The 26,838-nt window shown below is 70.3% G+C and carries 25 protein-coding genes, 1 tRNA gene and 1 pseudogene; 19 read left to right on the top strand and 8 right to left on the bottom strand.

The genetic code is table 11. From position 1 onward, the window contains the following. Positions 1–45 precede the first annotated feature (45 nt). From ACFTXQ_RS31990 to ACFTXQ_RS31960, 7 genes and pseudogenes are all read left to right on the top strand, one after another. The gene (locus tag ACFTXQ_RS31990; protein ID WP_382647697.1) at positions 46–576 is read left to right on the top strand and encodes a hypothetical protein; all 531 of its coding nucleotides are present in this window, start codon (positions 46–48) and stop codon (positions 574–576) included. Further along, entirely contained in the window at positions 576–2,018 is a 1,443-nt protein-coding gene (locus ACFTXQ_RS31985; RefSeq protein ID WP_382647694.1) for a WXG100 family type VII secretion target, read from the top strand. The genes ACFTXQ_RS31990 and ACFTXQ_RS31985 overlap by 1 nt, the downstream gene beginning before the upstream one ends. A gap of 21 nt (positions 2,019–2,039) precedes the next feature. Beyond that, positions 2,040–3,224, top strand: a complete 1,185-nt coding sequence (gene mycP, locus ACFTXQ_RS31980; RefSeq protein ID WP_382647691.1) for a type VII secretion-associated serine protease mycosin — start codon at positions 2,040–2,042, stop codon at positions 3,222–3,224. 72 nt (positions 3,225–3,296) lie between these two features. Continuing rightward, positions 3,297–3,719, top strand: coding sequence for a hypothetical protein (locus tag ACFTXQ_RS31975; protein ID WP_382647689.1), 423 nt, complete (start codon positions 3,297–3,299; stop codon positions 3,717–3,719). A 10-nt stretch (positions 3,720–3,729) separates the two neighbouring features. Then, positions 3,730–6,057: a hypothetical protein gene (locus ACFTXQ_RS31970; RefSeq protein WP_382647687.1), complete on the top strand. Its 2,328-nt coding sequence runs from the start codon at positions 3,730–3,732 to the stop codon at positions 6,055–6,057. 43 nt (positions 6,058–6,100) lie between these two features. Next, positions 6,101–6,754, top strand: coding sequence for a hypothetical protein (locus tag ACFTXQ_RS31965; protein ID WP_382647685.1), 654 nt, complete (start codon positions 6,101–6,103; stop codon positions 6,752–6,754). Between the two features lie 257 nt (positions 6,755–7,011). Continuing rightward, positions 7,012–8,220 (top strand): annotated as a pseudogene (locus ACFTXQ_RS31960) (IS110 family transposase). On the opposite strand, the gene ACFTXQ_RS31955 reads toward ACFTXQ_RS31960, so the two are convergent. Next, positions 8,213–8,698, bottom strand: a complete 486-nt coding sequence (locus ACFTXQ_RS31955) for a hypothetical protein (RefSeq protein ID WP_382647682.1) — start codon at positions 8,696–8,698, stop codon at positions 8,213–8,215. The pseudogene ACFTXQ_RS31960 and the gene ACFTXQ_RS31955 sit on opposite strands and share 8 nt — an antisense overlap. 285 nt (positions 8,699–8,983) lie before the next feature. Here ACFTXQ_RS31955 and ACFTXQ_RS31950 point away from each other — a divergent pair, with 285 nt between their 5' ends. From ACFTXQ_RS31950 to ACFTXQ_RS31940, 3 genes are all read left to right on the top strand, one after another. Then, a complete protein-coding gene (locus ACFTXQ_RS31950; protein ID WP_382647680.1) occupies positions 8,984–9,439 on the top strand; it encodes a hypothetical protein in 456 nt (151 codons plus the stop codon). Positions 9,440–9,446: 7 nt separating this feature from the next. Continuing rightward, positions 9,447–11,282: an alpha/beta hydrolase gene (locus ACFTXQ_RS31945; protein ID WP_382647677.1), complete on the top strand. Its 1,836-nt coding sequence runs from the start codon at positions 9,447–9,449 to the stop codon at positions 11,280–11,282. 116 nt (positions 11,283–11,398) lie between these two features. After that, complete coding sequence (locus tag ACFTXQ_RS31940; RefSeq protein ID WP_382647674.1) at positions 11,399–12,244, top strand: hypothetical protein; 846 nt, start codon at positions 11,399–11,401, stop codon at positions 12,242–12,244. Between the two features lie 92 nt (positions 12,245–12,336). Here ACFTXQ_RS31940 and ACFTXQ_RS31935 read toward each other — a convergent pair. Then, positions 12,337–12,411: transfer RNA gene (locus ACFTXQ_RS31935), tRNA-Cys, on the bottom strand. 171 nt (positions 12,412–12,582) lie between these two features. On the opposite strand from ACFTXQ_RS31935, the gene ACFTXQ_RS31930 reads away from it, so the two are divergent. The 6 genes from ACFTXQ_RS31930 to ACFTXQ_RS31905 all read left to right on the top strand — a co-directional run bounded on the left by ACFTXQ_RS31930 (position 12,583) and on the right by ACFTXQ_RS31905 (position 18,626). Then, on the top strand, positions 12,583–14,070 hold the full coding sequence (locus tag ACFTXQ_RS31930) for an MFS transporter (protein WP_382647672.1): 1,488 nt from the start codon (positions 12,583–12,585) through the stop codon (positions 14,068–14,070). A gap of 36 nt (positions 14,071–14,106) precedes the next feature. After that, entirely contained in the window at positions 14,107–14,307 is a 201-nt protein-coding gene (locus ACFTXQ_RS31925) for a ribbon-helix-helix protein, CopG family (RefSeq protein WP_382647669.1), read from the top strand. Then, positions 14,304–14,702, top strand: coding sequence for a type II toxin-antitoxin system death-on-curing family toxin (locus tag ACFTXQ_RS31920; protein WP_382647667.1), 399 nt, complete (start codon positions 14,304–14,306; stop codon positions 14,700–14,702). The genes ACFTXQ_RS31925 and ACFTXQ_RS31920 overlap by 4 nt, the downstream gene beginning before the upstream one ends. Positions 14,703–14,825: 123 nt before the next feature. After that, a complete protein-coding gene (locus tag ACFTXQ_RS31915; protein ID WP_382647664.1) occupies positions 14,826–16,610 on the top strand; it encodes a DEAD/DEAH box helicase in 1,785 nt (594 codons plus the stop codon). A gap of 413 nt (positions 16,611–17,023) precedes the next feature. After that, on the top strand, positions 17,024–17,665 hold the full coding sequence (locus tag ACFTXQ_RS31910; protein WP_007264382.1) for an IclR family transcriptional regulator: 642 nt from the start codon (positions 17,024–17,026) through the stop codon (positions 17,663–17,665). 178 nt (positions 17,666–17,843) lie between these two features. Next, the gene (locus tag ACFTXQ_RS31905; protein WP_382647660.1) at positions 17,844–18,626 is read left to right on the top strand and encodes a PDZ domain-containing protein; all 783 of its coding nucleotides are present in this window, start codon (positions 17,844–17,846) and stop codon (positions 18,624–18,626) included. Here ACFTXQ_RS31905 and ACFTXQ_RS31900 read toward each other — a convergent pair. The 4 genes from ACFTXQ_RS31900 to ACFTXQ_RS31885 all read right to left on the bottom strand — a co-directional run bounded on the left by ACFTXQ_RS31900 (position 18,556) and on the right by ACFTXQ_RS31885 (position 21,277). Continuing rightward, the gene (locus ACFTXQ_RS31900; RefSeq protein WP_382647657.1) at positions 18,556–19,848 is read right to left on the bottom strand and encodes an MFS transporter; all 1,293 of its coding nucleotides are present in this window, start codon (positions 19,846–19,848) and stop codon (positions 18,556–18,558) included. The two genes, ACFTXQ_RS31905 and ACFTXQ_RS31900, sit on opposite strands and share 71 nt — an antisense overlap. Next, entirely contained in the window at positions 19,845–20,048 is a 204-nt protein-coding gene (locus ACFTXQ_RS31895; protein WP_382647655.1) for a hypothetical protein, read from the bottom strand. Before ACFTXQ_RS31895 ends, ACFTXQ_RS31900 begins: the two co-directional genes overlap by 4 nt. A 34-nt stretch (positions 20,049–20,082) precedes the next feature. Then, on the bottom strand, positions 20,083–20,715 hold the full coding sequence (locus ACFTXQ_RS31890; RefSeq protein ID WP_382647652.1) for an ArsR/SmtB family transcription factor: 633 nt from the start codon (positions 20,713–20,715) through the stop codon (positions 20,083–20,085). Between the two features lie 85 nt (positions 20,716–20,800). After that, entirely contained in the window at positions 20,801–21,277 is a 477-nt protein-coding gene (locus ACFTXQ_RS31885) for an Lrp/AsnC family transcriptional regulator (protein ID WP_382647650.1), read from the bottom strand. 130 nt (positions 21,278–21,407) lie between these two features. Between ACFTXQ_RS31885 and hppD the strand changes: the two genes are divergently transcribed. Next, entirely contained in the window at positions 21,408–22,553 is a 1,146-nt protein-coding gene (gene hppD, locus ACFTXQ_RS31880) for a 4-hydroxyphenylpyruvate dioxygenase (protein ID WP_382647647.1), read from the top strand. Positions 22,554–22,606: 53 nt separating this feature from the next. Here hppD and ACFTXQ_RS31875 read toward each other — a convergent pair whose 3' ends face one another. Beyond that, entirely contained in the window at positions 22,607–24,124 is a 1,518-nt protein-coding gene (locus ACFTXQ_RS31875) for a tetratricopeptide repeat protein (protein ID WP_382647644.1), read from the bottom strand. A gap of 96 nt (positions 24,125–24,220) precedes the next feature. Here ACFTXQ_RS31875 and ACFTXQ_RS31870 point away from each other — a divergent pair, with 96 nt between their 5' ends. Next, complete coding sequence (locus tag ACFTXQ_RS31870; RefSeq protein WP_382647641.1) at positions 24,221–25,612, top strand: FAD-binding oxidoreductase; 1,392 nt, start codon at positions 24,221–24,223, stop codon at positions 25,610–25,612. Between the two features lie 2 nt (positions 25,613–25,614). On the opposite strand, the gene ACFTXQ_RS31865 is transcribed toward ACFTXQ_RS31870, so the two are convergent. Continuing rightward, entirely contained in the window at positions 25,615–26,094 is a 480-nt protein-coding gene (locus ACFTXQ_RS31865; protein ID WP_382647638.1) for an SsgA family sporulation/cell division regulator, read from the bottom strand. A 246-nt stretch (positions 26,095–26,340) separates the two neighbouring features. On the opposite strand from ACFTXQ_RS31865, the gene ACFTXQ_RS31860 reads away from it, so the two are divergent. Beyond that, a partial coding sequence (locus ACFTXQ_RS31860) for a DUF2510 domain-containing protein (RefSeq protein WP_382647635.1) occupies positions 26,341–26,838 on the top strand: 498 nt, incomplete at its 3' end.

Below are 26,838 nucleotides of genomic sequence, written 5' to 3'. Positions count from 1 at the left end.
CGTGCGAACGGGTGCGAACGGGGACGGGGAGTCGGGGAGGCCAACGTGGCAGTGGAGAGTGGGCCGGGTCTGTTCGGAGTGGACGCTTCGAGTGTGGCGGCAGCGATCAGCGCGCAGGCAGCGTCACAGGCGGCAGCAGCTGCGACGGCGGCAGCGCTGAAGGTCGAGTACGACTCGCTGACGGAATACAAGAAGATGGTGACGGACCTCCTGGACGACCTCACCGGCTCGAACGCGGACCACAAGAAGCTGGCCCACGGCACCCTGCCGGCGGGCAAGCTCGGCCACGGTTTCCCTGAGGCGGAGGCCATGTTCAAGTCCTACGACACCGTCATCACGGAGCTGCAGAAGCTGTCGAAGGGGCTGGCGGACCAGATCGAGGCGCTGGGGATCGCGATCTCGACGGCGGGCAAGGGGTTCGGCGATGTGGACGACGACACACAGCGTCGCATGGTCGCCATCGCCAAGGACGCGGAAAAGCACTACGTGCCGGAGCGCGACCCGTATCTGGAGGAGCAGCGCAGGCTGGCAGCCTCGCATGGAACTGGTGGCAACGCGACGGGGGGTAGTCACTGATGGCTACGACAACGAGGTTTGAGGGCTACTCGCACCAGAAGCTGCGCGAGATGATCGCTTCACTGGACCCGGTTGCGGTCAAGGAGCGGGCCGACCAGCTGCAGAAGGCGTCCGACGACATCAAGAAGATCGGCGAGGCGCTCAAGAACCACCGCGTCACCGGTTGGGAGGGTGAAGCGGCCACGTCCTTCCAGGAGTGGGTGGGCCGGGCGGGCAACGCGACGCTCCGGCTGAGCGAATACAGCGCGACGGGCTCCAAGTGGATGGCCGACGCCGTCCAGGTGATGACCGAGGCGACGAAGATGCCCGCCTACGACACGGGCGCTGCCAAGAACCTCGAGGCCGCCAAGCAGGCCCACAACGACCCTGACGCGCCCGTGGTCGCCAAGCAGGAGGAAAAGAAGCTAGAGGACGACCGTCTCGAGGCCGTCAGGCTGATGAACAACCTGGCGCAGAAGTACGAGCAGTCGTCCAGCCACATGAACGCGGCGGAGGTCCCGACGTTCCCGCCGCCGCCGGCGGAGTTCGTGCCGGTGAACCGCTATGGCCAAGAGGACATGGCGCGTCCCGGTGGAGGAGAGTCCGGCTCGGCTGGATCCTCGTACGGGGCTTCTCGTGGTCCGGCGGAGCGGCAGTCGGAGGCACCCGGTTGGGTACCGGGGCAACAGCCGCAGCCGGACAACACACCGCCTCGGGCGACGGGCCCAGCACCGCTGCCTCTGCCCGGAATTCCGGACCCTGAGGTGAACGTGGACCTCGACCACGTGGGGACGCTGCCGCCGCCCACGACGACCTTGCCCCCTACGACGGGCACGCCCGTTCCCCAGGTGCCCGTGGGCCCCGGCGGACCCAGCCCCGTGGTCCCGATCCCGCCCCTGACGCTCCCGCCGATCAGCGGGCCGATACTGCCCAACGTCGGCCCCGGCGGCCAGGGGCCGCTGCAAGGGCTCGGCAAGGTGGGCCAGGTCGCCGGCCTGCCCCCGCGGGACAGTGGGATCCTGGGCGGCCGTCAGGTCCAGACCAGCGGCCCCAACTCGAGCATTCCGCGCGGCACGGTCATCGGCGCGGAGGGCACCCAGGCAGGCCGTGCCATGGGTGGCACCCAGGCTGGCCGCCCCATGGGTGGTATGGGTGGCGGCATGGGAGGCGGCGCCCACGGTGGCGTAGGCGGCTCTCCGGTGGGCCGTCGGCTGGCCTCCGAGCCGGGAGGTATCGTCGGCGGGCGCCAGTCCGTGGCGGGTGGTGTCCCGGCCAAGGGTGGGCAGCCGTTCACCCAGGGCGGCTCGGGCCTGGTGCGGAACACCGCTGGTGGTGCGGGCGCGGGTGCGCACGCTCCGAGCAGGCGGCGTGAGGACCAGGGCGGCGACCGCCCCGACTACCTGGCCGAGGACGAAGAGACCTGGCAGGGCAACCGTCGTGTTGTTCCGCCGGTGATCGACTGAGCAGAACGGACGTTGTACGGGATGCACATGCGCAAGGCGACCTCGGCCCTGGTGGGCCTACTGCTGGCCGGGGTCGCTGCGACCCCGGCTCACGCGGAGACCATTCGCTCGCAGCAGTGGCATCTCGACACCATGAAGGCCGACGACATCTGGAAGATCAGCACGGGCAAGGGCATCACCGTTGCCGTGATCGATACCGGTGTCAAGGGCATCCCAGAGCTGGAAGGACAAGTCCTTCCCGGCAAGGATCTCCTCGCCGGGAAGGCAGAGGGCGACGAACACACGGACTACGACGGCCACGGCACCGGCATTGCTGCACTCATTGCCGGTACCGGAAAGCACCCGAGCGGGGATGGAGCTTACGGACTTGCACCCGGCGTCAAGGTCCTCCCGATCCGTGTGCCAAATATGCTAGAAGGGGACAACACCCCATCCCTGGCCTCGGCCATCCGATTTGCGGCGGACTCGGACGCCAAGGTCATCAATATCTCCCAGGGTAGGTCTGGCAAGGCAGAAGCCGACCGGGAGCGGGCTGAAGCGGTGAAGTATGCGCTTTCGAAGGGCAAGCTGATCTTCGCCGCTGCTGGCAATTCCGGAGACGGCCTCAACGAGCCCGAATATCCAGCTGCGACACCCGGAGTAGTCGGCGTCGGTGCAGTGGATGCCAAGGGCGAGCCGACCAAAGAGTCAAATCACGGCCCGCAGGTAGACCTGTCCGCCCCGGGCATCGACATCGTCATGGCTTGTACGGGCAAGACGGGCCTGTGTAAGACCCACGGCACCAGTGACTCTTCGGCCCTCGCCTCCGCCTCAGCCGCCCTCCTCTGGTCTGCCCACCCCGACTGGACCAACAACCAGGTCCTCCGCGTCCTCCTGAACACCGCCGGCAAGCCCACCGACGGCGCCCAGCGCAACGATTACATCGGGTACGGCATCGTCCGGCCCCGGATCGCGGTTCCCAACCCCGGCGACCCCGGCCCGGCCGACGTGTACCCGCTGCCCGACCTGGCAGCAGCCGAGGGCGCCAAGAACCCCTCACCCTCCACCGACGGCACGGCCCCCGACTCGGCGGCCACCAAGCCGGCGGCGCAGGCCGAGGAGAAGAAGGGCGGCAGCTCCCTTCTCTGGATCGCCCTCGGTCTGGGAGCCTGCGTGCTCATCGGCGGAGCCGTCACGGCGGTCGTCGTGAGCCGCAACAGACGATGACCGCCAGCCGCTAGAGCCAACCACCCATCGATAACCGCTGACCGGACCTGCTCTCACACAGGAGTTCACGCGATGTCGTTCGACGAGGAATGGTCGGCGGCGCGCGCCACGGCCGCCGCCAACGTCTCCATGCGGCTCAACCACGTACCGGTCGATCCCGGCGGCGGTGGCGGCGGTGACCTGGAGCTCAACCAGGACCACATCGGCGCCATCGGCTCCGAGGCGTACAAGCTGCACACCCGCCTCCAGACCGACGGCAAGCACGCCGCCACCGCCACCACCGAAGCGGCCGGAGCGCTCACGAAGGAGAGCTTCGCCAGCGGGGCGGCGCTCCTCAAGGCCAACACCACCTGGGAGAGCCAGGTGAAGACCCTCGTGGCCGCCTGCGCGAACATCTCCAACGGCCTGAACTACTCGCTCAAGTCCCACGCCAAGGACGAGCAGCAGCTCCACGCCGACTTCACCACATCCGCCATCGACCAGTACCTCAAGTAGGGGCTGCCGCATGCTGACGTACGAGAACGTGCTCAACGCCCCGGTCGACAAGCTCCAGACGGCGGTCACCGACTGGCAGGCGATGGTGACCAAGCTGGACGAACTCGCCGAGGCGGCCCGCAACGGCATGAAGGCCAAGGCCGACAAGGCCGAGTGGAGCGGGGTCACAGCCGGTGTCGGGCGGGCCTTCGTCGACAAGACGGCCAAGGAGTTCGAGGACGCCGGCAAGGAGGCCAAGGGCATCCACAAGGCCTTGTCCGAGGGCCTGGCCGTCTTCAAGTCCTCCAGGGACCAGCTGAAGAAGATCACGGACGAGGAGGCTCCCGCCGCCGGCTTCCGGGTCGACGCCTCCGGGCGGGTCACCGCCATCCCCGCCGCCACCGAGGGCGAACGGAACGCGGCCCGGCACGATCCCGACTACCAGCAGTCCCTGCGCGAGAACCAGGGGCGGTGGCAGCAGAAGATCGACGCCATCATCGACAACTGCGACGACGTCGACCAGTCGCTGGCCCGCATGCTCGGCGCCAACGTCACCGACGCGCACGACTTCAGCGGGCCGAAGTACGGCAGTCTCGACGCCGAGCAGGCAGGCCGCGCCGCCGACCTCGCGAAGAAGGGGCGGGAGCTGGGCCACGACGAGCTCGTGGAACTCAACGAGTTGCTGGCGGACAACGCAAAGGTGCCGGAGTTCTCGAAGAACTTCTACGAGACGCTCGGCCCCAAGGGGGCGCTCGAGTTCTTCGGGTACATGTCGACCGACACCTACGACTACTCCAAGCTCGACGAGCAGCGCCTCAAGGACGTCCAGGAGCTCCAGAAGAACCTGGGTCTCAACCTGGCCACCGCCACCAACTCGAAGAGCGAGCCGCACCTGCCGGACTCCTACGCCCAGGAGCTGCGCAAGCTCGGCACGCAGCACATCCCGCTCGCCAAGTACGACCAGAACCCGCCGTACGGGTACCAGCTGCTCGGCGGCATCATGCGCTACGGCAACTACGACCCGAAGTTCCTGGTCCCGATCGCCGAGCACGCGACGCAGATCCACGCCAAGGACCCGGACTTCTTCAACTCGACCCGGCACCTCAACGGCTACGGCAAGAACCTGTTCAACCCCTCCGGCGTCAACGGAGCCGGCTACGACCCGGTGGTCAGCTTCCTGGAGGCAATGGGCCACAGCCCGGACGCCGCGAAGGAGTTCTTCAACCCCGACCGGCCACCGCACGCGTACAACCAGGACGGGAGTGAGAAGTCCGGCGAGGCCGATTTGGGCAAGGGCGAGGACAAGAAGCCGATCAAGAACTACCTCGACTTCTTCGGCAACAAGAAGTACGACTTCACCATCGACATGGAAGGCATGAACCCTGACGACCTGAAGAAGGTCCAGCAGTACATGCCGGACGCCCTTGGGCACGCCCTGGAGGCGGCGACGCTCGGCCACGCTTGGGACGATCCGTCGCCGAAGCTGGTGCGGGACGACACGTCCGCGAGCATCATGAAGGAGGTCGTCACCAAGTACGGCGGCGACGCCGAACTGCTCAAGGCGCACGAGTCCCTGGCAGACAGCGTGGGCAACATGACGGCCGGGTACATCGACGACGTCAATCGCTCACTGACCGGCAACGGCACGCTGGGCCCGTTCGACCCCAAGGACGGTACGGGCCACATGACGCTGGAGCAGAAGGACGCGCGCAAGTTGCTGAGCGCGCTCGGACAGCACCCCGACGCCTACGCCACGGTGTCCACCGCCGAGCGCGTCTACTCGACGTCCGTGCTGGAGTCCCAGGTCGGTCCGGACGGCCACATCGACAAGGGCACGGCCAAGGAGGTCGTACGTGTCGGTGCGGAGGTCCAGGGCATGCTGGACCAGTCCCGCGCCGACCAGGTGCGCGAGAACCACATCGCGGAGGACGAGAAGTACAACAAGGCCCTGGAGCAGCGTGGCGCCTGGATCGAGTTCGGCACGGGAGCGGCGATCGCCGCTGGCGTGGCGTTCCTTCCGGCTACCGCCGCGGTGGGCGCCGCGGCCATCCTTGTCCCACTCGCCGTGGACACCGGCAGCGGTGCGCTGGAACAGATGGCGGGCCAGGTCATCGGCGACTGGTCTGAGGCGGAGCAGAAGAAGCACGAGGACGACTCCAAGCAGGAGCTCCGGGATCAGAGGGACGAGATCTACCGAGCGGGCGAGGAGACGATGAAGTCGCCCTCCGAGCGGTTCATCACCCAGCACAACCTGCGGGAGAGGGACTCGGACCTGGCAGAGGAACTGCGGCAGTCCGCCATCCTCGGGTACGGTGCGGGCACTGATCGAGAGGACCAGCAGGGCCATGACCCGCAGTAGGACACCAGGGTCAGGACGGGCGCGAGCGGGACTGGCGGCCGGCGTGCTGACCGTGGTCCTGGCCACCGGGTGCAGTGCCGGGGGCGGCGAGGCGGAAGGCAGGGACGCGTCCAGCAGCACGCCCGGTTTGGCTGCGGGCGAGGTATGTCACCGGCTGTTCGCCGGGAACGCTGAGAAGTCGCTGACGGTGGCCCTGGGCAGCGGGACGTTCGCGCGCTCGACGGACAGGGATAGCGTGCAGGCAGCGACTGGGGAGCTGGCAGCCGAGCCGGTGTCCGGCGGCAACTCGTGGCAAGAGCGACGGATCTGCACCCTCTACAAGGACGCGGACTCGAATGTGGCCGAGCTGACGGTGACCGCGGAGCGGGTGCTCCCCGGGGTCGCGGATGCGAAGCGCACCGACCCGGACGCGGCCCGGTACCGGGTGGGGCGGAACGCCTGGGCCGATCCGAACCGCGGCGTTGTGTACGTCGACTGCGTCAGCTCACGGCTGGTCGGCACTGAGGGAGCTGCCCCGGCCGTGCTGGCCGTCAGCGCGTGGAACCGTACGTCGCCCCACGGGGACACCGCTGCGTACCGCGAGGCGAACCTGACCCTCGCACACGCCGCAGCGGTTGCGCTGGTCAAGGATCTGGGCTGCAAGGACAACGGCGGCCTGCAGGAGCGCCTGACCGTGCAGGAGGTCCCGGCTGGCTGAAGCGCAGCTCCCGCCCCCCCCGTTACCTTTTTCGTGGCTCCGCAATGGGGCCTCCGGCCTTCGGGTCCGGCATGACTTCCCCCTCCTGTTGTTCATGATCCGGGGGGTGGTGTCACCGGGCCCGGAGGCATCGACGGACCGCTGATGAGGGGCTTGAGTACCGGCTTCACCCGAGCCGGAAGAGCTCTCCGTAACGTGGATGTGGCAGCTCGGTGCCGAGGCAAGGCCGGACGAAAGCGTGATGGAGGGGCCTGCACGTGATCGACACCGGCGACATCGACGTCTTCCTCGGCCTGGACGTCGGCAAGGGCGAACACCACGCCACCGCCGTCACACCGACCGGGCAGAAGGCAGCGCCTTCGACAAGCGCCTGCCCAACACCGAAGCCAAGCTCCGCGAGCTGTTCGCGAAACTCCAGACCAAGCACGGAACAGTGCTCGTCGTGGTCGACCAGTCGGCCTCGATCGGCGCCCTGCCACTGGCGGTCGCCCGCGACATGGGCTGTCCCGTCGCCTACCTGCCCGGCCTGACGATGCGGCGGATCGCCGACCTCTACCCCGGCGAGGCGAAGACGGACGCGAAGGACGCGTTCATCATCGCCGACGCCGCCCGCGCGATGCCCCACACACTGCGGGCGATCGACGGCGAGGGCGAGACGATCGCCGAGCTGGAGATGATCGTCGGCTTCGACGACGACCTGGCGGCGAGGCCACCCGGGTTGCGAACCGGCTCCACGGTCTGCTGACCCAGATTCACCCGTCGCTGGAACGGGTGCTGGGACCGCGGTTGCAGCACCCGGCCGTCCTCACCCTGCTGGAACGGTTCGGGTCACCGGCCCAGATCCGCAAGGCCGGACGCCAGCGGCTGGTCACCCTTCTGCGGCCGAAGGCGCCCAGGATGGCCGAGCGGCTGGTCGAGGTCATCTTCACCGCCCTGTACGAGCAGACCGTCACCGTTCCCGGCACCGAGGCGGCCGCGTTGATCGTCCCAAGCCTGGCTGGCTCGCTGACGGCCGTGCTTGACCAGCGGAAGCTTTTGGCCGGGCGGATCGAGGAACTGCTGGAGGCCCACCCTCTTTCGAAGGTCCTGACGTCGATGCCGGGCATCGGCATCAGGACCGGAGCCCGCATCCTGATCGAGGTCGGCGACGGCAGCACCTTCCCGACCGCCGGCTACCTCGCCGCCTACGCCGGACTCGCCCCGGCGACCCGGAGCTCGGGCTCATAGATCCGCGGCGAACAAGCCTGCAGACGCGGAAACAAGCAGCTCAAACGGGCCTCTTCCTCTCCGCGTACGCCGCCCTGGGCGACCCGGCATCCCGGGCCTATTACGACAAGAAGATCGCCCAGGGCAAGCACCACATCCAAGCCCTGCTCTGCCTCGCCCGACGCCGAGCCGACGTCCTGTTCGCGATGCTCCGGGACGGGACCTTCTACGAACCGCAGCCGTCGGCTGCGGTCACCTGACCTGCGGGTCTGCGAGGAGAACGACTCGATCTGCCTCGATATCGAAGCCGAGCACCGGGTGGCCATAGTCGCCTTCTGGGTCCATCAGCACCGGCTTGCCCAGCCGCCGCCCGATCTCCCGAAAGAAGTCGCAGAACACATCAAGTCGATCCTGGCCCTGCAACTCGCGCAGGTCGACATCGAAGTCGACTTCATCGGCGGCATGAAAACGGAAGATCGCCAACACGTCGGCAGTCGGCCAGACCCGCAGGTCGGGGCACTCGGCATCCGCCGGCCGGGACAGCACGGCCTCCGCCCGGGGCACCGGAAGCACCGTCTCTCCCTCGGAGTACTGGCACTTCCAGCCCTTCTCCGCGACAAGATCGAGGACCGCCTGCCAGTCCTCCACCGAGGCATTCGGGACACGCACGTCCGGCAGCGACCCCATCAAGTCCGGGTCGAAGAAGCACTTCACGTCATCCCACAGCAGATCAGCCACCCCGCCATGCTGCACGGCCCACCGACCCGACGCACCCCCGTTTCCCTTGACCAAAGACAAAGGAGCACCCCCCCCGGCGCGCTTCGGAGACGCGTCGGCCTGCCCTGGCGGCCAACGGGCTTCACGCCGAGACCGAACCGCGAACGTCCCGCGTCCGAAGCCGCCTTGCTGCAAACCTTGAGGGGCAAGTGCTCATTCGCATAGGTACAGATACTCATGGGCTGTGCGTTGCTGCGCTGTAGTGTCCTGGCCGGAGTGATCCGCAGCGGTAAACGGGGGCTACGCATGGCGTGGGACGAGTGGGAACAGATCAAGGCCGATGTGAGCGGTGGGCAGTCCGTAGAGATGCGGCTCAACCACGTTCCGGTTGAACCCGGCGCCGGGCCGAGCGCCTTAACGGGTGGCCTGGTGTCCAGCAAGAAGGCGTGGGCCACGGCCGGCGAAGGGGTCGGCTCCCTTCGTGCCGGCATCGGCGGCGGGCTGACCAAACTGGAGGACGGCCAGGCAGGGCTCGGCGCAACCACGGGTTGCCTGAGCGCGGCCGCGCAGAAGGACGTGTACGACTCCTGGAAGAAGTACGCCGAAGGCGTCAGCGAGCGGTGCGGCTCACTCCAGGGAATCCTGGACCAGGTGGGCCGCGACGTGTTGACGACCGATGAGGCGGTCAACAGCGCGATGCACCAGCTGAACGTCAAGCACGCGGACACGGACGCCGTCGGCGGCCAGGCGAAGGGCCGGTGACGGACGGATGGACTACGCCACTTTCAGGGCATTCAAGCCCGCCGAGTACGAGGAAGCCGCTGACGGATACCGCTCCATGGGCAACGTGGCCCAGGCATCCAAGGAGCACTTGGAGAACAGCGTCGCCGCAGGTATGCGCAAGACGTTGAAGGGCGAGGCGGCGGAGTCGTCGCAGAAGCAGCTTCAAGCCCTGGCGAGGAACTTCCACTACATCCAGACCGAATGCGGCGTCATCAGTACGGCCCTCAACGGGTTCGCCTATGACATGGCGGCCGCCAAGCGGAAGTTGGACGCGGCGATCGGGGACGCCCAGGCGGACGGCTGCACGGTGAACGGGGACGGTTCGGTCGCGTTTCCGGCGGGTCAGAAGCCGGGCGACGAGAAGGTCGCCGATGGCGGCACGGTGACGGGCAGTGCCGGAGGCACTCCGACCTCCGATGCCCTGGAGCGCCAGGCGGCGAACATCCACCCGAACCCGAACTACGGCAAGGCGATGGTGTACGCGAACCGCATCGCCGATGCGCTCAAGGAAGCCACGGACGCGGACACGAAGTGGGCGCCGAGGATACGGGCCCTGACGGCCGATGACGACTTGACCGTGTCCGCCCGGGACTGGACGGACGTCACGTCGGACACGGAGGGCGTGCGCGGGGCGGCCGATGCCTACCTCGACACGATCAAGCCACCGCCCAAGAACGACTGGCCCCAGGACAACGCCAACTGGTGGAACGGCCTTTCCGAGGAGCAGCGCGAAGCCTACGTCTCCATGCACCCCGCGAGCATCGGGGCGCTCGACGGCTTGCCCTCCGCCGTACGTGACGACGCGAACCGCCTCGTGCTCGCGGAACAACGCGCCGCCAAGCAGGTTGAGTACGACGCCTGGCTCAAGAAGGAGCCGGAGCACTTCAGGCCCTACATCAGCCCCGTCACGGGTCGCGAGGTGAAGGGTGCGACGGTCCCGACCGAGGAGTGGAAGGAGTGGAACGAGAAGAAGAAGCAGCTGGAGAACGGTTACAAGGGCATGGACGACATACAGAAACGTTTCGACAGCTACAAGAGCGAGAGCAGTCGCCCCTATCTGCTCGGATTTGACGGTAGCGGCATGGGGCGCGCCATCGTCTCCATCGGGAATCCGGACACCGCCGACAATGTGGTGACGTACGTGCCGGGGACGTTCGCCGAGCTGGAGTCCATCGACGGAGACATCACCAGGGCCGAGAAACTCCAGTCGAGGGCGGAGCGTGAGGATGCGGCCCACTCGACGGCGTCGATCGTGTGGCTCGGTTACGACGCCCCGCAGGCCATCACGACCGATGCGACGGAAACCAAGTGGGCTGACAAGGCCGAGGAGCCGCTGGGCAACTTCATCCAGGGCATCGAGGAAGCCAATCACCGTGAGAGCGGAGTGAACCAGACGCTCTTGGGCCACAGCTACGGGTCCCTGGTAGCGGGCCAGACGATGAGAAGCCATGTAGACCTGCCGGTCGACAACGCGATCATGGTGGGTAGTCCGGGTGTGGGCGTGGATCACGCGAAGGACCTGAACATCCCGGCGGACCGCGTCTTCGCGGCCACGGCCAAGAACGACCTCATCAACCTCGCCCCGCCTCCGGCGGGTCCCCTGGCCCCCCTCAACCCGAAGGCTTACATGGAGTTCTTCGACGACCACTCGATCGTCCACGGAACCGATCCGGTCTCCGACGACTTCGGCGGCGTGGTCTTCGACGTCCCCGCCGGGAAGTTTCCGGGCACAAACTGGGAGTCGATGCCCGCGCACTCCCAGTACTGGGACGCAGAGCCCCTCGGTAGCCTGGCGAAGATCGTTACCGGAGGACGGCCGTGAATCTGCGCAGAACGATCCCGGCTGCCGCACTGCTGACCATGGTGACCATGGTGACCGGGTGCGGGGCACAGGGGGACGGACAGCAAACCGGCGGAAGAGCATCGAAGCAGGTCACGATGAACGAGCAGCAGGCGATCGACCGGGCAGAGGAAATCATCCAGCAGGCGGTGGGTGGCATGTCCCCCCAGCCGACACTGGAGCCCATGGGTGGCGCGGCCGTCGGGGCCTGCGTCGCCAGGGACGACCACGGCCCCGACGACCGCGTGCAGGTCCACGTCGTCTACAAACTGACGGGCGTTCCGGGGTCCGAGGCCCAGAACCTCGTGCGGCAGGCACGGGACGCCTGGCTGAAGCAGGGCTACAAGCACAACTCATCGGGCGAAGTCGACTGGGCCGGCCCCTTTCCGACGGTCTACATGCGTACGCAGCCGGATGACTTCTGGATGGACGCCGTGACCGGCGTCGTGGACCGAGCCAAGGGTGAGGGGGTCGCCTCCCTCGCCGTGACATCGCCCTGCTTCCTCCCGCCGGGGAAGTCCTCGGCGTCGACCACGGCCGACCCCGCCGCACTGGAGGTCCCGCGGGCCGACGATCCCGCGCGGCATCGGGTCCTCGGCCACTCCAGCCGGATCTACGACGCCCTGCGGGTCGGGTCGGCGGCCACGCAGCCCGGGGAAGGCCTGAGCACGATCCAGGACGAGTCCGGGACCTCAGTCCATCACACCTGGTCAACCGAGCCGCTGTCGAAGGAGGAGACGGTAAGGGCCTTGGCACGCGCCCAGGCGTACCTGCAGAGCGCGGGATGGAGCGTGCGCCACATGCCGACGGGTGAGGGCATCCCCGCCGTCGTCGCCCGCCACCCTGAAGGCGGCCTGATCGCACAGGTCGCGGCCTCGACCACCGGCGCGGTGCGCGTCGCGGTGACGACGCCCGTCGACGGTCCGGCGTCCGCAGACCTATGACGGCGGGCCTCGCGCGCCGCGGGCGTGTGGGGCCGCAGCCCGGAAACGGCGGAGGCCGCTCAGGGGTGCGCCTTGCCCTGAGCGGCCGTGCCTGGAAGCCGTGACCGGAATCGAACCGGCGTAACTCGCTTTGCAGGCGAGTCCCTAAACCACTCGGGCACACGGCTGTGTGGTGGTGACGAGTACGACCGTACGGGGGCCCGTGTGGCGGCGGAAGGGATGCGCGGGGGCCGCAATACGACTGCCATGCGGCGTTCACAGTCCTAGGTCCGCCGACCGAGACGGGTTCCGACCAATTGACAGGGGTGAGTCGCGGCTGTGCGCCTTACTCTGGGGCGATGAGCGCCCTGGAGCAGCCCCGGACCCCCGAGAAGACCGACGACGACCCCGCCCCGATACCGGCGACCGCCGGCGGGATCATGGGGGGCGCGTACCGGGCGCTCAGCATCGGGATCGTCTCGGTCATCTTCGTCGTCGCCTTCGAGGCGACCGCCGTGGGGACGGCCATGCCCGTCGCCGCCCGCGAGCTCGAGGGGATCGGGCTCTACGCCTTCGCCTTCTCCGCCTACTTCACCACCAGCCTCTTCGGCATGGTGCTGTCCGGGCAGTGGGCCGACCGGCAGGGTCCGCTGCGGCCGCTGACCGTCGGGATCGGGGCCTTCGCCGCCGGGCTGGTGTGCTCCGGGACGGCCGGGGCCATGTGGGTGTTCGTGCTCGGGCGGGCCGTGCAGGGCTTCGGCGGCGGGCTGGTCATCGTCGCGCTCTACGTCGTCGTCAGCCGGGCCTACGAGGAGCGGCTGCGGCCGGCGATCATGGCCGCCTTCGCCGCGAGCTGGGTGGTCCCGTCGATCGTCGGACCGCTGGCCTCCGGGACGGTCACCGAGCACCTCGGATGGCGGTGGGTCTTCCTCGGGATCCCGGTGCTCGTGGTCGTGCCGCTCGTCGTCGCGCTGCCCGCGATACGGCGGACCGCCTCCGGGCCCGTCGACACGGGCGCGCCGCCCGCGGCCTTCGACCGGCGGCGGATCCGGCTGGCCTTCGGGATCTCGCTCGGCGCCGGGCTGCTCCAGTACGCCGCCCAGGACCTGCGGTGGCTGTCCCTGCTCCCCGGCATCGCCGGCGCGGCCCTGCTCGTCCCCGCGGTGCTCGGACTGCTGCCGCGCGGGACCTACCTGGCCCGGCGCGGGCTGCCCTCCGTGGTGCTGCTGCGCGGGGTCGCCGCCGGGTCGTTCATCGCGGCCGAGAGCTTCGTGCCGCTCATGCTGGTCACCCAGCGGGGGCTCAGCCCGACCCTGGCCGGCTTCTCGCTCGCCGCGGGCGGGCTGACCTGGGCGGGCGGCTCGTGGGTGCAGTCGAAGGGGCGGATGGCTCCGTACCGGGAGCGGCTCATGGTGGCCGGCATGGTGATGGTGGCCCTGGCGATAGCCGCCGCCCCGGCCGTGCTGATCGAATCCGTGCCGGTGTGGACGGTCGCGGCGGCCTGGGCCGTCGGCTGCCTCGGCATGGGCCTCGTCATCGGCTCCACGAGCGTGCTGCTGCTGAAGCTGTCCGCGCCGGAGGAGGCCGGGGCGAACTCCGCCGCCCTGCAGATCTCGGACGCGCTGGCCAACGTGGTCCTGCTGGCCGGTGGCGGCGCCGCGTTCGCCGCGCTCGGGGGCGGGGCGGTCGGCGCCTCCCACGCGCTGACCGACGGGTCCGCGCCGGCCTCGCACCCGGCCGCGTTCGTGGCCGTGTTCCTGCCGATGGCCTGCGTGGCGCTGGTGGGGGCCTGGGTGGCTACCCGCCTGGAGCCGGCCCCGCTCTCCCACGGTCACCCGGACCGGTGATACCGATCCGGTACCACCCGCCAGTAGCGTCCTTCCGTGGCCATGAACCTGCGTCTACGCGATGAGCAGACCGACGCCCTGAGGCAGCGGGCCAAGGCGGAGGGCGTGAGCATGCATGCGATCGTCCTGCGGGCGGTGGACGACTACCTTGCGCGGACCGCGCACCAGGAGGTGGTTCACAGAACGGCCCTTGAGCAGGCTGCCAAGTGGAGTGAGCTCATGGAGCGGCTCGCGTGACGTGCACCTACCTGACGCCCGAGGACGTAGTGGTGGTGGCATCGGTGGCCTGCGGCGGAGCGCAGCCTCTGGTGCGCGACGCGGGATTGCTCGCCTGTGCGGCGCACCGCCATTCGGCTGTGGTCCTGGGCCGGGATGCCTACCCCGACCTGGTGGAGAAGGCTGCCGCGCTCCTCCACTCGCTGGCCTCCAGCCGCCTTCCCCCGCTCCTCACCGGTAACAGGCGGACCGCATTCCTTTCGTGTGCCACGTTCCTGGCGCTGAACGGCGTCGAGCTGCGCCCGGACATCGACGCGGGCGAAGGCCTGGTGCTCGACGTGGCGGACGGCGGGATCGATGACGTCGGGGAGATCGCGCAGAGGCTGCGCGAGCTCCTCCTGCCGAAACCGATGTGACGCTCACCGCACCCCGCGAGGTCACGGGCCTGTCCCTCCACGAGGGGCGGGCCCGCACCGGTAAGGTGGCCCGGTTGTCCTACGTACGACTGCCGAACTGCCGAGAGCGACGAACCGGAGACCGTGACTACTACCGCCTCCCACCACCTCTCTCCCGCCTTCCCCGGCCGTGCGCCGTGGGGCACCGCCAGCAAGCTGCGTGCCTGGCAGGAGGGTGCCCTGACCCGGTACATCGAGACGCAGCCGCGGGACTTCCTCGCCGTCGCCACGCCCGGCGCCGGCAAGACCACCTTCGCGCTGACCCTCGCCTCCTGGCTGCTGCACCACCACGTGGTCCAGCAGGTGACCGTGGTGGCGCCGACCGAGCACCTCAAGAAGCAGTGGGCGGAGGCGGCGGCGCGGATAGGCATCCGGCTGGACCCGGAGTACTCCGCCGGGCCGCTCAGCAAGGAGTACCACGGGGTCGCCGTCACCTACGCGGGCGTCGGCGTGCGGCCGATGCTGCACCGCAACCGGTGCGAGCAGCGCAAGACCCTCGTGATCCTCGACGAGATCCACCACGCCGGCGACTCGAAGTCCTGGGGCGAGGCCTGCCTGGAGGCCTTCGACCCGGCGACCCGGCGCCTGGCCCTGACCGGAACGCCCTTCCGGTCCGACACCAACCCCATCCCCTTCGTCACGTACGAGGAGGGGAACGACGGGATCCGGCGCTCCTCGGCCGACTACACCTACGGCTACGGGAACGCCCTGGGGGACGGTGTCGTCCGGCCCGTCATCTTCCTCTCCTACAGCGGCAACATGCGCTGGCGGACCAAGGCGGGCGACGAGATCGCCGCACGCCTCGGCGAGCCGATGACCAAGGACGCCATCTCGCAGGCCTGGCGCACGGCGCTGGACCCGCGCGGCGACTGGATGCCGAACGTGCTGCGCGCCGCCGACCAGCGGCTGACGGAGGTCAGGAAGGGCATCCCGGACGCGGGCGGCCTCGTCATCGCCTCCGACCAGGACTCGGCGCGCGCCTACGCCAAGCTGATCCGCGAGATCACGGGCACCAAGGCGACCCTGGTGCTCTCCGACGACACCGGCGCCTCGAAGAACATCGACACCTTCAGCGGGAACAACGACCGCTGGATGGTCGCGGTCCGGATGGTGTCCGAAGGCGTCGACGTGCCGCGGCTGGCGGTGGGCGTGTACGCGACCACCATTTCCACCCCGCTGTTCTTCGCGCAGGCCGTCGGGCGTTTCGTGCGATCGCGCAGGCGCGGCGAGACCGCTTCCGTATTCCTTCCGACCATTCCCTACCTCCTCGGCTTCGCCAACGAGATGGAGGTCGAGCGCGACCACGTCCTCGACCGGCCCAAGAAGCAGAACGAGGACGACCCGTACGCCGAGTCCGAGAAGGAGATGGACGAGGCCAACCGGCAGGAGGACGAGGACACCGGCGAGGACGAGCAGATGTCCTTCGAGGCGCTGGAGTCCGACGCCGTCTTCGACCGGGTGCTGTACGACGGCGCCGAATTCGGCATGCAGGCGCACCCGGGCAGTGAAGAGGAGCAGGACTACCTCGGCATCCCGGGCCTGCTGGAGCCGGACCAGGTGCAGATGCTGCTGCAGAAGCGCCAGTCCCGGCAGATCGCGCACAGCCGGCGCAAGCCGGACGCGGAGGCGGACCTGCTGGAGCTTCCGGCCGAGCGGCGGCCGGTGGTTTCGCACAAGGAACTGCTGGAGCTGCGCAAGTCGCTCAACACGATGGTGGGCGCGTACGTCCACCAGAGCGGCAAGCCGCACGGCGTGATCCACACGGAGTTGCGCAGGGTGTGCGGCGGGCCGCCGAGCGCGGAGGCGACGGCGGGTCAGCTGCGCGAGCGGATCAAGAAGGTGCAGGAGTGGGCCACCCGGATGCGGTGAGTTCCCACAGGGGGTGACACGGGTCCGTGCGGAGGTTCGTACGGACTTCGCTCGCTTCGGGATCGTGTGACCGCATTCGCCCAGGCCCGGCCGGTCCTGGATCTTGTCGGAACGGCTCGTGGCCAGACGGCCGTCGGGTATGCGCCACCGTCCACGCGCGTGGCCGGTTTTCGGCGTCGGAGCCCTTCCGGAACCGGCATATACGGGTGGCAGGCGCCCGGATTCTGGACGAGCTCTTCCGCTGAGCGGACCTGCTCGCTACTGTCCCCGCATCGAACGCACCGTGGCAGCGCCGCCGCGGGAGCGCAGCCGGTGCCATGGCCGCTACCGGCGGCCTCTCCGTGCGTCGCCACGGGACCGGCGGCGCGCCAAGCAGAGAGTCACCGCCGCTCACCGAAAGAGGGAGAGGCGTCGTGACCGCGGAAACCTCCCAGACTCTCGACAGAGGGCTCAGAGTCCTCAAACTGCTCGCCGACACCGACCACGGTCTGACCGTCACCGAGCTTTCCAACCGCCTCGGTGTCAACCGCACCGTGGTCTACCGCCTCCTGGCCACCCTGGAGCAGCACGCCCTGGTCCGCCGTGACCTCGGTGGGCGGGCCCGGGTCGGGCTCGGCGTGCTGCGGCTGGGGCGGCAGGTGCACCCCCTCGTACGCGAGGCGGCCCTGCCCGCGCTGCGGTCGCTCGCCGAGGACATAGGCGCCACCGCGCACCTGACCCTCGTCGACGGCACGGAGGCGCTGGCCGTCGCCGTCGTGGAGCCGACCTGGACGGACTACCACGTGGCCTACCGGGCCGGCTTCCGCCACCCGCTGGACCGCGGGGCCGCGGGGCGGGCCATCCTGGCCGCCCGTCAGGGTTCGCTGATCGAGCCGGGCTACACCCTGACCCACGGGGAGCTGGAGGCGGGCGCCAGTGGCGCTGCCGCGCCGCTCGTGGGGATCACCGGGCTGGAGGGCAGCGTGGGCGTCGTCATGCTGGCCGACGCGGTGCCGGAGCGGGTGGGGCCGCGGGTGGTGGACGCGGCGCGGGAAGTCGCCGACGCCCTTCGCTAGGCGAGGCCCCGGCGGTGTCCCCGGTGGCACCGCCGTGGGCCGGGTGCGGCGCCGCTGCCGGGGGAGGACTCCGCCCCCGGACCCCCCGCGGGGCTCAGCCCCGGACCCCGCGCCTCTAACGCCGGCGGGGCTGGATTTTGCCGCGGGCGGATAGATTGGGCCGGTGCTCTCTCGTCTCATGCGTTTGCCGCGTCCCGCCGCACTGGCCGTCTGTGCCGTGCCGGTCATCGGGTTGTTCGCCGTCGCGGCGTTCGCACCGCTGCCCTTCGTGATCGCCCAGCCGGGGCTCACGGCCGACGTGCTGGGCGAGCGGGACGGCAAGGCCGTCATCGCCGTCTCCGGGGCGCCGGCCCGGGAGACCAAGGGGCAGCTGCGGATGACGACCATCCAGGCCACCGGACCCTCCACGACCGTGAACCTGCCCGAGCTCGTCGGCCACTGGTTCGACACCACCCGGGCCGTCATGCCCAAGGAGGCCGTCTACTCCTCGGGCGGGAGCGACAAGGAGATCGAGGCGCACAACCTGGAGGAAATGGCCAGGTCGCAGTCGACCGCCACCCAGGCCGCCCTCGGCTTCCTGCACAAGGACCCGAAGGACGTGAAGGTCGAGCTGAACCTCGCCGACGTCGGCGGTCCGAGCGCCGGGCTGCTCTTCTCCCTCGGCATCGTCGACAAGCTCGACGGCGACGGCAGCGGCGGCGACCTCACCGGCGGACGCACCATCGCCGGTACGGGCACCATCTCCGCGGACGGCGACGTCGGCGCGGTCGGCGGGGTGGCCCTGAAGACCCAGGCCGCGCGGCGCGACGGGGCGACCGTGTTCCTCGTCCCGAAGGCGGAGTGCTCGGACGCCCGCTCGGAACTCCCCGAAGGGCTCCGGCTGGTGCCGGTCACCTCGCTGACGGATGCGGTGAACGCCCTTCGCGCGCTGAACCGGGGAGAGGACGTTCCCGCCTGCTGAGCGGTGCCCGCTCCAGGCCGCGCCAGGCCGGGAAGACCAGCGGGGCGAGCGTGGTCAGCAGGTACGCGCCGCCGAACAGCAGGAGCGCCCGGGTCGCGCCGAAGCCGTCGACCAGCAGCCCCGCCGCCAGCCCGCCCAGCGGCATGGTCAGTTCGCAGCCCGCCGTGGTCACCCCCGCGACGCGGCTGCGCAGTTCCTCCGGGACCCGCTCGTACATGACCGTCGTCAGGATCGGGTTGAGCATGCCCGCGCCCAGGCCGGCCAGTGCCATCGTCACGGCGAGCGGCAGGGTGCTGTCGGTGAAGGCGGCGACCGTGTACCGGGTGGCCCCGGAGGCCAGGAAGGCCGTCGCGAACACCGTCCGGCGCGGGAACCGCTCGCCCCACGCCCCGTAGAGAAGGGCGCCCAGCAGCGCGAAGCCGCCGAAGAGGGAGACCAGCAGGCCCAGGGTGGTGGCGCCGCCGAGGGCCTCGCGGCCGTGCACGGGCAGCAGGACCGAAGACCAGCCCTGGTCCAGCCCGTTGGTCACCATCACCATCAAGGTGATGCCCGCCAATAGCCGGGAGCGGGTCAGGAAGGTCCAGCCCTCGGCCAGTTCGGCCCGGTACGCCGCGAACGAGGCCTTCCCGGCGGTGCGTTGCGGCTCGGCGGCCGGGATCCCGCGCAGGAACGCGGCGACCAGCAGGGCGGAGGCCCCGAAGGTGGCCGCGTCCAGCAGCAGTACGGTCTCGGCGCCGAAGGCGGCGATCAGTACGCCGGCCAGCGCCGCCCCGATCATCCGGGCTCCGCGCGAGACCGCGTCGTAGAGGCCGGCCGCCCGGGCCAGGGTGGTGCCCGCGTGCTCGGCGAGGTCCGGGAGCAGGACGTAGCGGGCGGTCAGACCGGGGGTGTGCACGAGGCCGCCCACGGCCGTCAGCGCGCACAGCATCCAGAACTCCAGTACGCCCGCGAAGTGCAGCAGCGGGATCGCACCGACGGCCAGGCCGCAGATCACGTCGGAGGCGGCGGACACCCGGCGGCGGCCGAGCCGGTCGATGACCGGGCCGCCGACGAGCGCGGCGATGACGACGGGCAGGGTGGCGCAGAACGCGACGACCCCGGCCCGGCCGGCGCTCCCCGTGGTCTGGAGCACGAACCACGGGACGCCGATCAGGGTGAGCGAACTCCCGGCTATGGAAATGGTGTTGGCGGCCAGGACGGCGGTGAACGGCCGCCGGCTCATGCCGCGTGCGGGCGCTGGACGCGGGTGTGGGCGTGGGCCGGCTCCAGCAGGCGCATGCCGGCGCCGATCAGGGCCTGGCCGAGCCGGTTGCGCAGGGTGGGGGTGGTGTCCGCCTCCCGGGCGAGGCGCCAGGCGGCGGCCTCGGCGGCCAGTTCGGCGGAGCGGGTGGCGTGTATGCGGGCATGGGTGTAGGCGTGCATGACGGGACTCCTTCTGCGAAGAGGGGAGTTGGCGCTACTCGGCGGAGCGGCGCGGCATGACGTGCGTGTGGATGCGGACGGACTCCGCGCCCTCCTCCGGCGGCAGGTCGCGGTAGCTGTTGACGAGTTCGTGCATCCTGCGGACCAGTTCGAGGGTCTGCCCGGGCGTCAGGCGCAGGGTGAAGTCGCTGAGGTCCGAGCCGCGCCGCCACTCCTGCGACCACTGGTGGGCGGTGCCGAGCCAGGTGCTCATCTCCTGCGTGTGGATCGTCGCGATCTCGTGAAGGAAGAGGTCGGCCGCGCCCCGGGTCTCCGGATCCTCGTCGTAGATCAGGGACTCGTCGAAGATCGTGCCGTCGTGGGCGGCCTTCCACCAGCGCTCACGGCCCTTGCCGTGCTCGGGCGCGTCCTCGACGAAACCGTGCGCGGCCAGTTGGCGCAGGTGGTAGCTGGTGGCCCCGCTGGACTCGCCGAGGCGCTGGGCCAGCTGGGACGCGGTGGCCGGGCCGTCGTGGCGCAGGGCGGCCAGCATGCGCATGCGCAGCGGGTGGGCGAGGCCGCGCAGGGAGCGGGCGTCCAGCAGGCGCTCGTCCTCCCCGGGGGCCCGTCGCCGCGGTTCCTGGGGCTGCGGTTCCTGGGGCTGCGGTGCTTCCGGCTTCTCGGGCATGACTCAACCGTAAGCTTGCAAAGACTCCTATGCAAGGGTTTCTTTGCAAGCTCTTCTTTGCATCGCTTTCTTTGGAAGCCGGGGGTCAGCGGGCGTCGTCCTCCGCCGCCTGCTCGACCAGCGGGATGATCCGCAGCGGTACCGGGTTCTCCATCACGATCGCCGTCGAAGCCCGCACGATCCCGCCGAATCCGACGACCCGGTCGATCACCCGCTGCAGATCGGCGTTGGACCGCGCCACGAGCCGGCACAGCATGTCCCCGTGCCCGGTGGTGGTGTGCAGCTCCAGCACCTCCGGCACCCCGGCCAGGTGGGCCCGTACGTCCGCCCCCTGGCCCTGCTTGATCTCCAGCGTGGCGAACGCGGTCACCGGGTAGCCGAGGGCCGCCGGATCGACCTGCGGGCCGAAGCCGCGGATGACCCCGTTCGACTGGAGCCGGTCCAGCCTGGCCTGCACGGTCCCGCGGGCCACGCCCAGGCGGCGCGAGGCCTCCAGGACGCCGATCCGGGGCTCGCGGGCGAGCAGGACGATGAGCCGGCCGTCGAGATCGTCGATACCCATGGGTGCCTCCAGGGCGCGCGGGTGGTCATAGTGCACAGATGTTTCAGCCATCCTCCGGCCAGACTGGTCATTCTGTACATGAGAAATGGAAACTATTGCGCAGCTTGTGGATCGGCGGGACTCTGCGCTCATGACTGAGACCCTCGACACCACCCCCACCACCGCGCGTGAGGCAGACCCCTTCCCGGTAAAGGGCATGGACGCGGTCGTCTTCGCCGTCGGCAACGCCAAGCAGGCCGCGCACTACTACTCGACCGCCTTCGGCATGAAGCTCGTCGCCTACTCCGGACCGGAGAACGGCGTCCGCGAGACCGCCAGCTACGTCCTGACCAACGGCGCCGCGCGCTTCGTCCTCACCTCGGTCATCAAGGCGACGACCGACCGCGGCCGCTTCCTCGCCGAGCACGTCGCCGACCACGGCGACGGCGTGATCGACCTGGCCATCGAGGTCCCCGACGTGCGGGCGGCGTACGCCTACGCCGTCGAGCACGGCGCGCGCGGCCTGGACGAGCCGTACGAGGTCAAGGACGAGCACGGCACGGTGACGCTGGCCGCGATCGCCACCTACGGCCAGACCCGCCACACCCTCGTGCAGCGCGGCGACTACACGGGCGTCTACCTGCCCGGCTTCGTCGCCGTCGACCCGATGGTCGAGCCCCCGGCCAAGCGCACCTTCCAGGCCATCGACCACTGCGTGGGCAACGTCGAGCTCGGTCGCATGAACGAGTGGGTCGCCTTCTACAACAAGGTCATGGGCTTCACGAACATGAAGGAGTTCGTGGGCGACGACATCGCGACCGAGTACTCGGCGCTGATGTCGAAGGTGGTCGCGGACGGCACCCTGAAGGTGAAGTTCCCGATCAACGAGCCGGCGATCGCGAAGAAGAAGTCGCAGATCGACGAGTACCTGGAGTTCTACGGCGGCGCCGGCGTCCAGCACATCGCGCTCGCGACGAACGACATCGTCGCCACGGTCCGCTCCATGCGGGCGGCGGGCGTGCAGTTCCTGGACACCCCGGACTCCTACTACGACACGCTCGGGGAGTGGGCCGGTGAGACCCGCGTCCCGGTCGAGACCCTGCGCGAGCTGAAGATCCTCGTCGACCGCGACGAGGACGGCTACCTGCTGCAGATCTTCACCAAGCCGGTGCAGGACCGGCCGACGGTCTTCTTCGAGATGATCGAGCGGCACGGGTCGATGGGCTTCGGAAAGGGCAACTTCAAGGCGCTGTTCGAGGCCATCGAGCGGGAGCAGGCCAAGCGCGGCAACCTCTAGGCTCCCGCCGGGGCGCGCGGTCCCGCGCCCCGGCTTCCGAACCGGTCGTCCCCCTAGCGGGGGGAGGGGGACGGCTTCGGGGTGGCGGGCTGCGCCGCAGGCTTCGGCTTGGCGGCCTTCGGGAGTTCCGGTGCCACCCACGGCGTGGTCGGGAGCAGGTTCTCCGGCCCGCCCGCGGGCGGCTGGCCGATGGAGGCGAGGGCCTCCTTCGCCAGCGGCGCCCGCAGCGGCGAGAAGTACGGGTTCGTGCGCATCGCCTCCTGGAGGTGGCGCCGCGTCGCCGCCTCGTCGCCGAGCCCCCGCTCGATCATCGCCCGGTGGTAGGCGAAGTCCGCACTGCGCAAACCCAGTTCCGTCGCCTTCTTCGCGTACTCCAGCGCCGCCGCGTCCTCCCCCGACTGGTGCAGCGCCCACCCCAGCGCATCCGCGACCTGCACGCTCTTGTGCCGCGTCCACTCCTCCGACAGACGGCGCACCGCCGCCGCCGGATCACCGTGGTCCGCCTCGTACAGGCCCAGGACCACGTCGTCGTCGACGCCGTCCTCACCGTCCCGCGCGGCCAGCGCGCCCAGCATCCCGTACGGCACGCGCGCCTCCTCCCCCCGGCCCAGGGAGTCCAGCAGCTCGCCCAGCTCCAGGGCCAGCCGCGGCAGCGGGGTCCGCCCCAGTGCCATCCGGTAGTCCCGCACCGCCTCCCCGCCGCGGCCCAGCGCGGCCAGCGCCCGCGCCCGGCCGCCCAGGGCGTCCGCCTGCGCCGGATCCGTCCGCAGCGCGCCCTCGTACAGCCCCAGCGCCTGCGCCGCGTCACCCCGCTCCCAGGACAGCTCCCCGAGCCGGAACAGCGCGTACGCCTTCTCCGCCGGGCCCTTCGCCGCGCCCGCCGCGTGCTCCATCGCCACCGCCGCGTCCTCGCGCCAGCCGCGGTCCCGGTAGACCTGCGAGGCCCGCACGTACGCCGCCAGGCCCGTCCGCAGCTCCAGCAGCCGCTCCATCGCCTGCTGCGCGGCCTTGTAGTCGCCCAGACCCGTGTAGGCGTCCACCAGCACCGGGTACGCCGACCACTGCCGCGGCGCCTGCGCCCGTACGAGCTCGCCCCACTTCTTCCCCGTCCCGAAGTCCCGCCGGGCGTTGGCCAGCGCGCCCATGCCCGTCATCGCGTCGAGGTTGCCCTTCTCGGCCGGGCGCACCTCCAGCGAACGCTTCAGCGCCTTCTCCGCCTTCGGGAACCACGCCGAATCCGCCGTGCGCCGCGCCTGCTCCAGATAGGCGGCGCCGAGCACCGACCACGAGGCGTCGTCGTCCGCGTGCCGCGCGACCCACTTCTCCCGGTCCGCGACCAGCGCCGTCAGGTCCACCGCCGCCGCCGGCGAGCCCATGCCGACCGCCTCGGCGGCCCGCTCGCTCGGCCCCGGCGGACGCGAGTCGTCCCCGCCCCGGGCCGGCCGGATCAGCAGGGCCCCGGCGATCAGGACCACGGCGACCGCGGCCGCCACGAGCGTCTTGCGGCCGGTGAAGGTCACGGGCGGCGCCGGCGTCTGCGCTTCCTCGTCGATACGGTCGATACGGTCCATGGGGTCACTGTGCGTCAATATGAAGAGCACGCCGAGGTGTCCGAAGAGGGTCGCGGCCGTGTTCACACCGATGGCCCCGGCTGTCACTCTGACCCCATGGATGAAGACGTCTCCGCACGGCTCACCGCGCTCACCGCCCGCCTGCGCGAAGGGCTCCCACCCGAGGCCCTGATCACCGACCCCCAGGTGGCCCTCTCCTACGCCTCCGACATGGCCGGCTTCTGCGCCGCCGGCACCCCGGCCGCCGTCGTCCTGCCCCGGACCGTCGAACAGGTGCAGCACGTCCTGCGCACCGCGACCGCGCTGCGCGTCCCCGTGGTCCCGCAAGGCGCCCGTACCGGCCTGTCCGGCGCCGCCAACGCCTCGGACGGCTGCATCGTGCTGTCCCTGGTCAAGATGGACCAGATCCTGGAGATCTCCACCGTCGACCGGATCGCCGTCGTCGAGCCGGGCGTGGTCAACGCCGTGCTCTCGCGGGCCGTCGCCGAACAGGGCCTGTACTACCCGCCCGACCCCTCCAGCTGGGAGCAGTGCACCATCGGCGGCAACATCGGCACCGCCTCCGGCGGGCTGTGCTGCGTCAAGTACGGGGTCACCGCCGAGTACGTGCTCGGCCTCGACGTGGTCCTGGCCGACGGACGGCTGCTGAGCACGGGCCGGCGCACCGCCAAGGGCGTCGCCGGATACGACCTCACCCGCCTCTTCGTCGGCTCCGAAGGCACCCTCGGCGTCGTCGTCAGGGCCGTGCTCGCCCTGCGGCCCGCGCCGCCCCGGCAGCTGGCACTGGCGGCCGAGTTCCCCTCCGCCGCGGCCGCCTGCGCAGCCGTGTGCGCCGTCATGGAGGCCGGGCTGACGCCCTCGCTGCTGGAGCTGATGGACCGTACGACCGTCCGCGCCGTCAACGACCTCGGGAAGATGGGCCTGCCCGACACCACCGAGGCCCTGCTGCTCGCCGCCTTCGACACCCCGCACGCCCCCGGGGACCTCGCGGCCGTGGGAGAGCTGTGCACGGCCGCCGGAGCCACCGCCGTGGTCCCCGCCGAGGACGAGGCGGAGTCCGAACTGCTGCTCCAGGCCCGGCGGATGTCGCTGACCGCCCTGGAGACGCTGCGGCCCGCCACGATGATCGACGACGTGTGCGTACCGCGCTCGCGGCTCGCCGAGATGCTCGACGGGACGGCCGCCATCGCCCGCCGGTACGACCTCCTCATCGGGGTGTGCGCGCACGCGGGCGACGGCAACACCCACCCCGTCGTCTGCTTCGACCCCGCCGACGAGGACGAGACGCGGCGGGCCCGCGAATCCTTCGACGAGATCATGGCGCTCGGCCTGGAACTGGGCGGGACGATCACCGGCGAGCACGGCGTCGGAGTCCTGAAGAAGGAGTGGCTCGCCCGCGAACTCGGCCCGGTGGGCGTGGAGATGCAGCGCTCCGTCAAACAGGCCTTCGACCCGCTGGGTCTGCTCAACCCCGGCAAACTGTTCTGAGGTCACAGGTCCCCGTCGGCCGACTCGTCCGACGGCCACGGATCGCGCAGCCACAGCTCGTCCGCCGGGGTCGGCGTCAGCAGCTCGGCCAGCGCGTCGTCCAGCCCCAGCCGCTCGGCCTCCGTACCGGGCGGGACGACGCGCAGCGTGCGCTCCAGCCACGCGGACACGGAGGGGGCGGGGGCCTCCAGCAGGGCGTCGCCGTCGGGGGAGCTGAGCGCCATGCAGAGCACCGCCTTGTTGTCGACCTTGGTGGGCCAGATCCGCACGTCGCCGTGACCGCACGGGCGGAACACCCCCTCGACCAGCAGCTCGCGGGCGAAGGTCCAGTTCACGGGGGTGCTGGAGCCGGCGTGGAAGGTGATGTGGACGGCGTACGGGTCGTCCGTGAGGTAGAGGAGCCGGGCGGGTACGGGGATGCTGCGCTCGGGGGACAGGACCAGCTTCAGTTCCAGCTCGCGCTCGATGACGGGGTGGTGCATGACGGCCTCGCTTCGCTTCGGTGTGCGGGGACGGATCGCGCCCCACACCCCGAGAGAGCTCCCTCGCGCCCGGGTATGACGCGACTTCGGGCCGCGAAAAGGAGATTGGCCGAATTCTGTCGGCTGACCGAAACCCGTCGTTCGCCCGAAGGCTTGCATTCTCCCGTTACCGGACCTGTCGGGGGGAGGTTCTTGGCTATGGTCCTCCCTTGCACAAGCCTCAAGCCACGATCGGAGTTGGGGACATTGACGGCCTCCCCTGGTGACGGCGAGCACGCGGCCCGCGAGGGCTACTACCCCGATCCGTCCATTCCCGGGTACGTCCGGTACTGGAACGGCGCCGCCTGGGTTCCGGGTACGAGCCGCCCCGCTCCCGCCCCCGCTCCCGCCACCGCTCCTGCGGCGGACGAGACGGGCCCGGTGTTCCTGGACGAGACCTCCGCGACGGAGGCGCTGCCGCCGGAACCCGCGGTGTGGCAGGCCGACCCCCTCCACCAGGCGGGCTTCGGCGGCCCGCGCGACCACCGCGTGTCGTGGGGCAACCCGGAGCCCCGCCCGGCGGGCATCTCCCTCGCCCGCCCCGCCCAGGCCGCTGCCATCCTCCCGACCCCCGCGGAGGGCTCCGCCCCGGGTTCCGGCGGGGACGGGAGCGTGCCGGGGCGCCCCCGCAGGGCGCCGAACGCCGTCCCGCCGCCACTGTCCGACCCCTGGTCACGTTCGGCGCCCGAGGAGGGGCCCCGGCGC

This window comes from Streptomyces sp. NPDC057010, from assembly GCF_042673805.1.
GTDB lineage: Bacteria > Actinomycetota > Actinomycetes > Streptomycetales > Streptomycetaceae > Streptomyces.
Note: the sequence above shows the minus strand (reverse complement) of the source record. Positions and strands in the feature narration are given on the sequence as shown.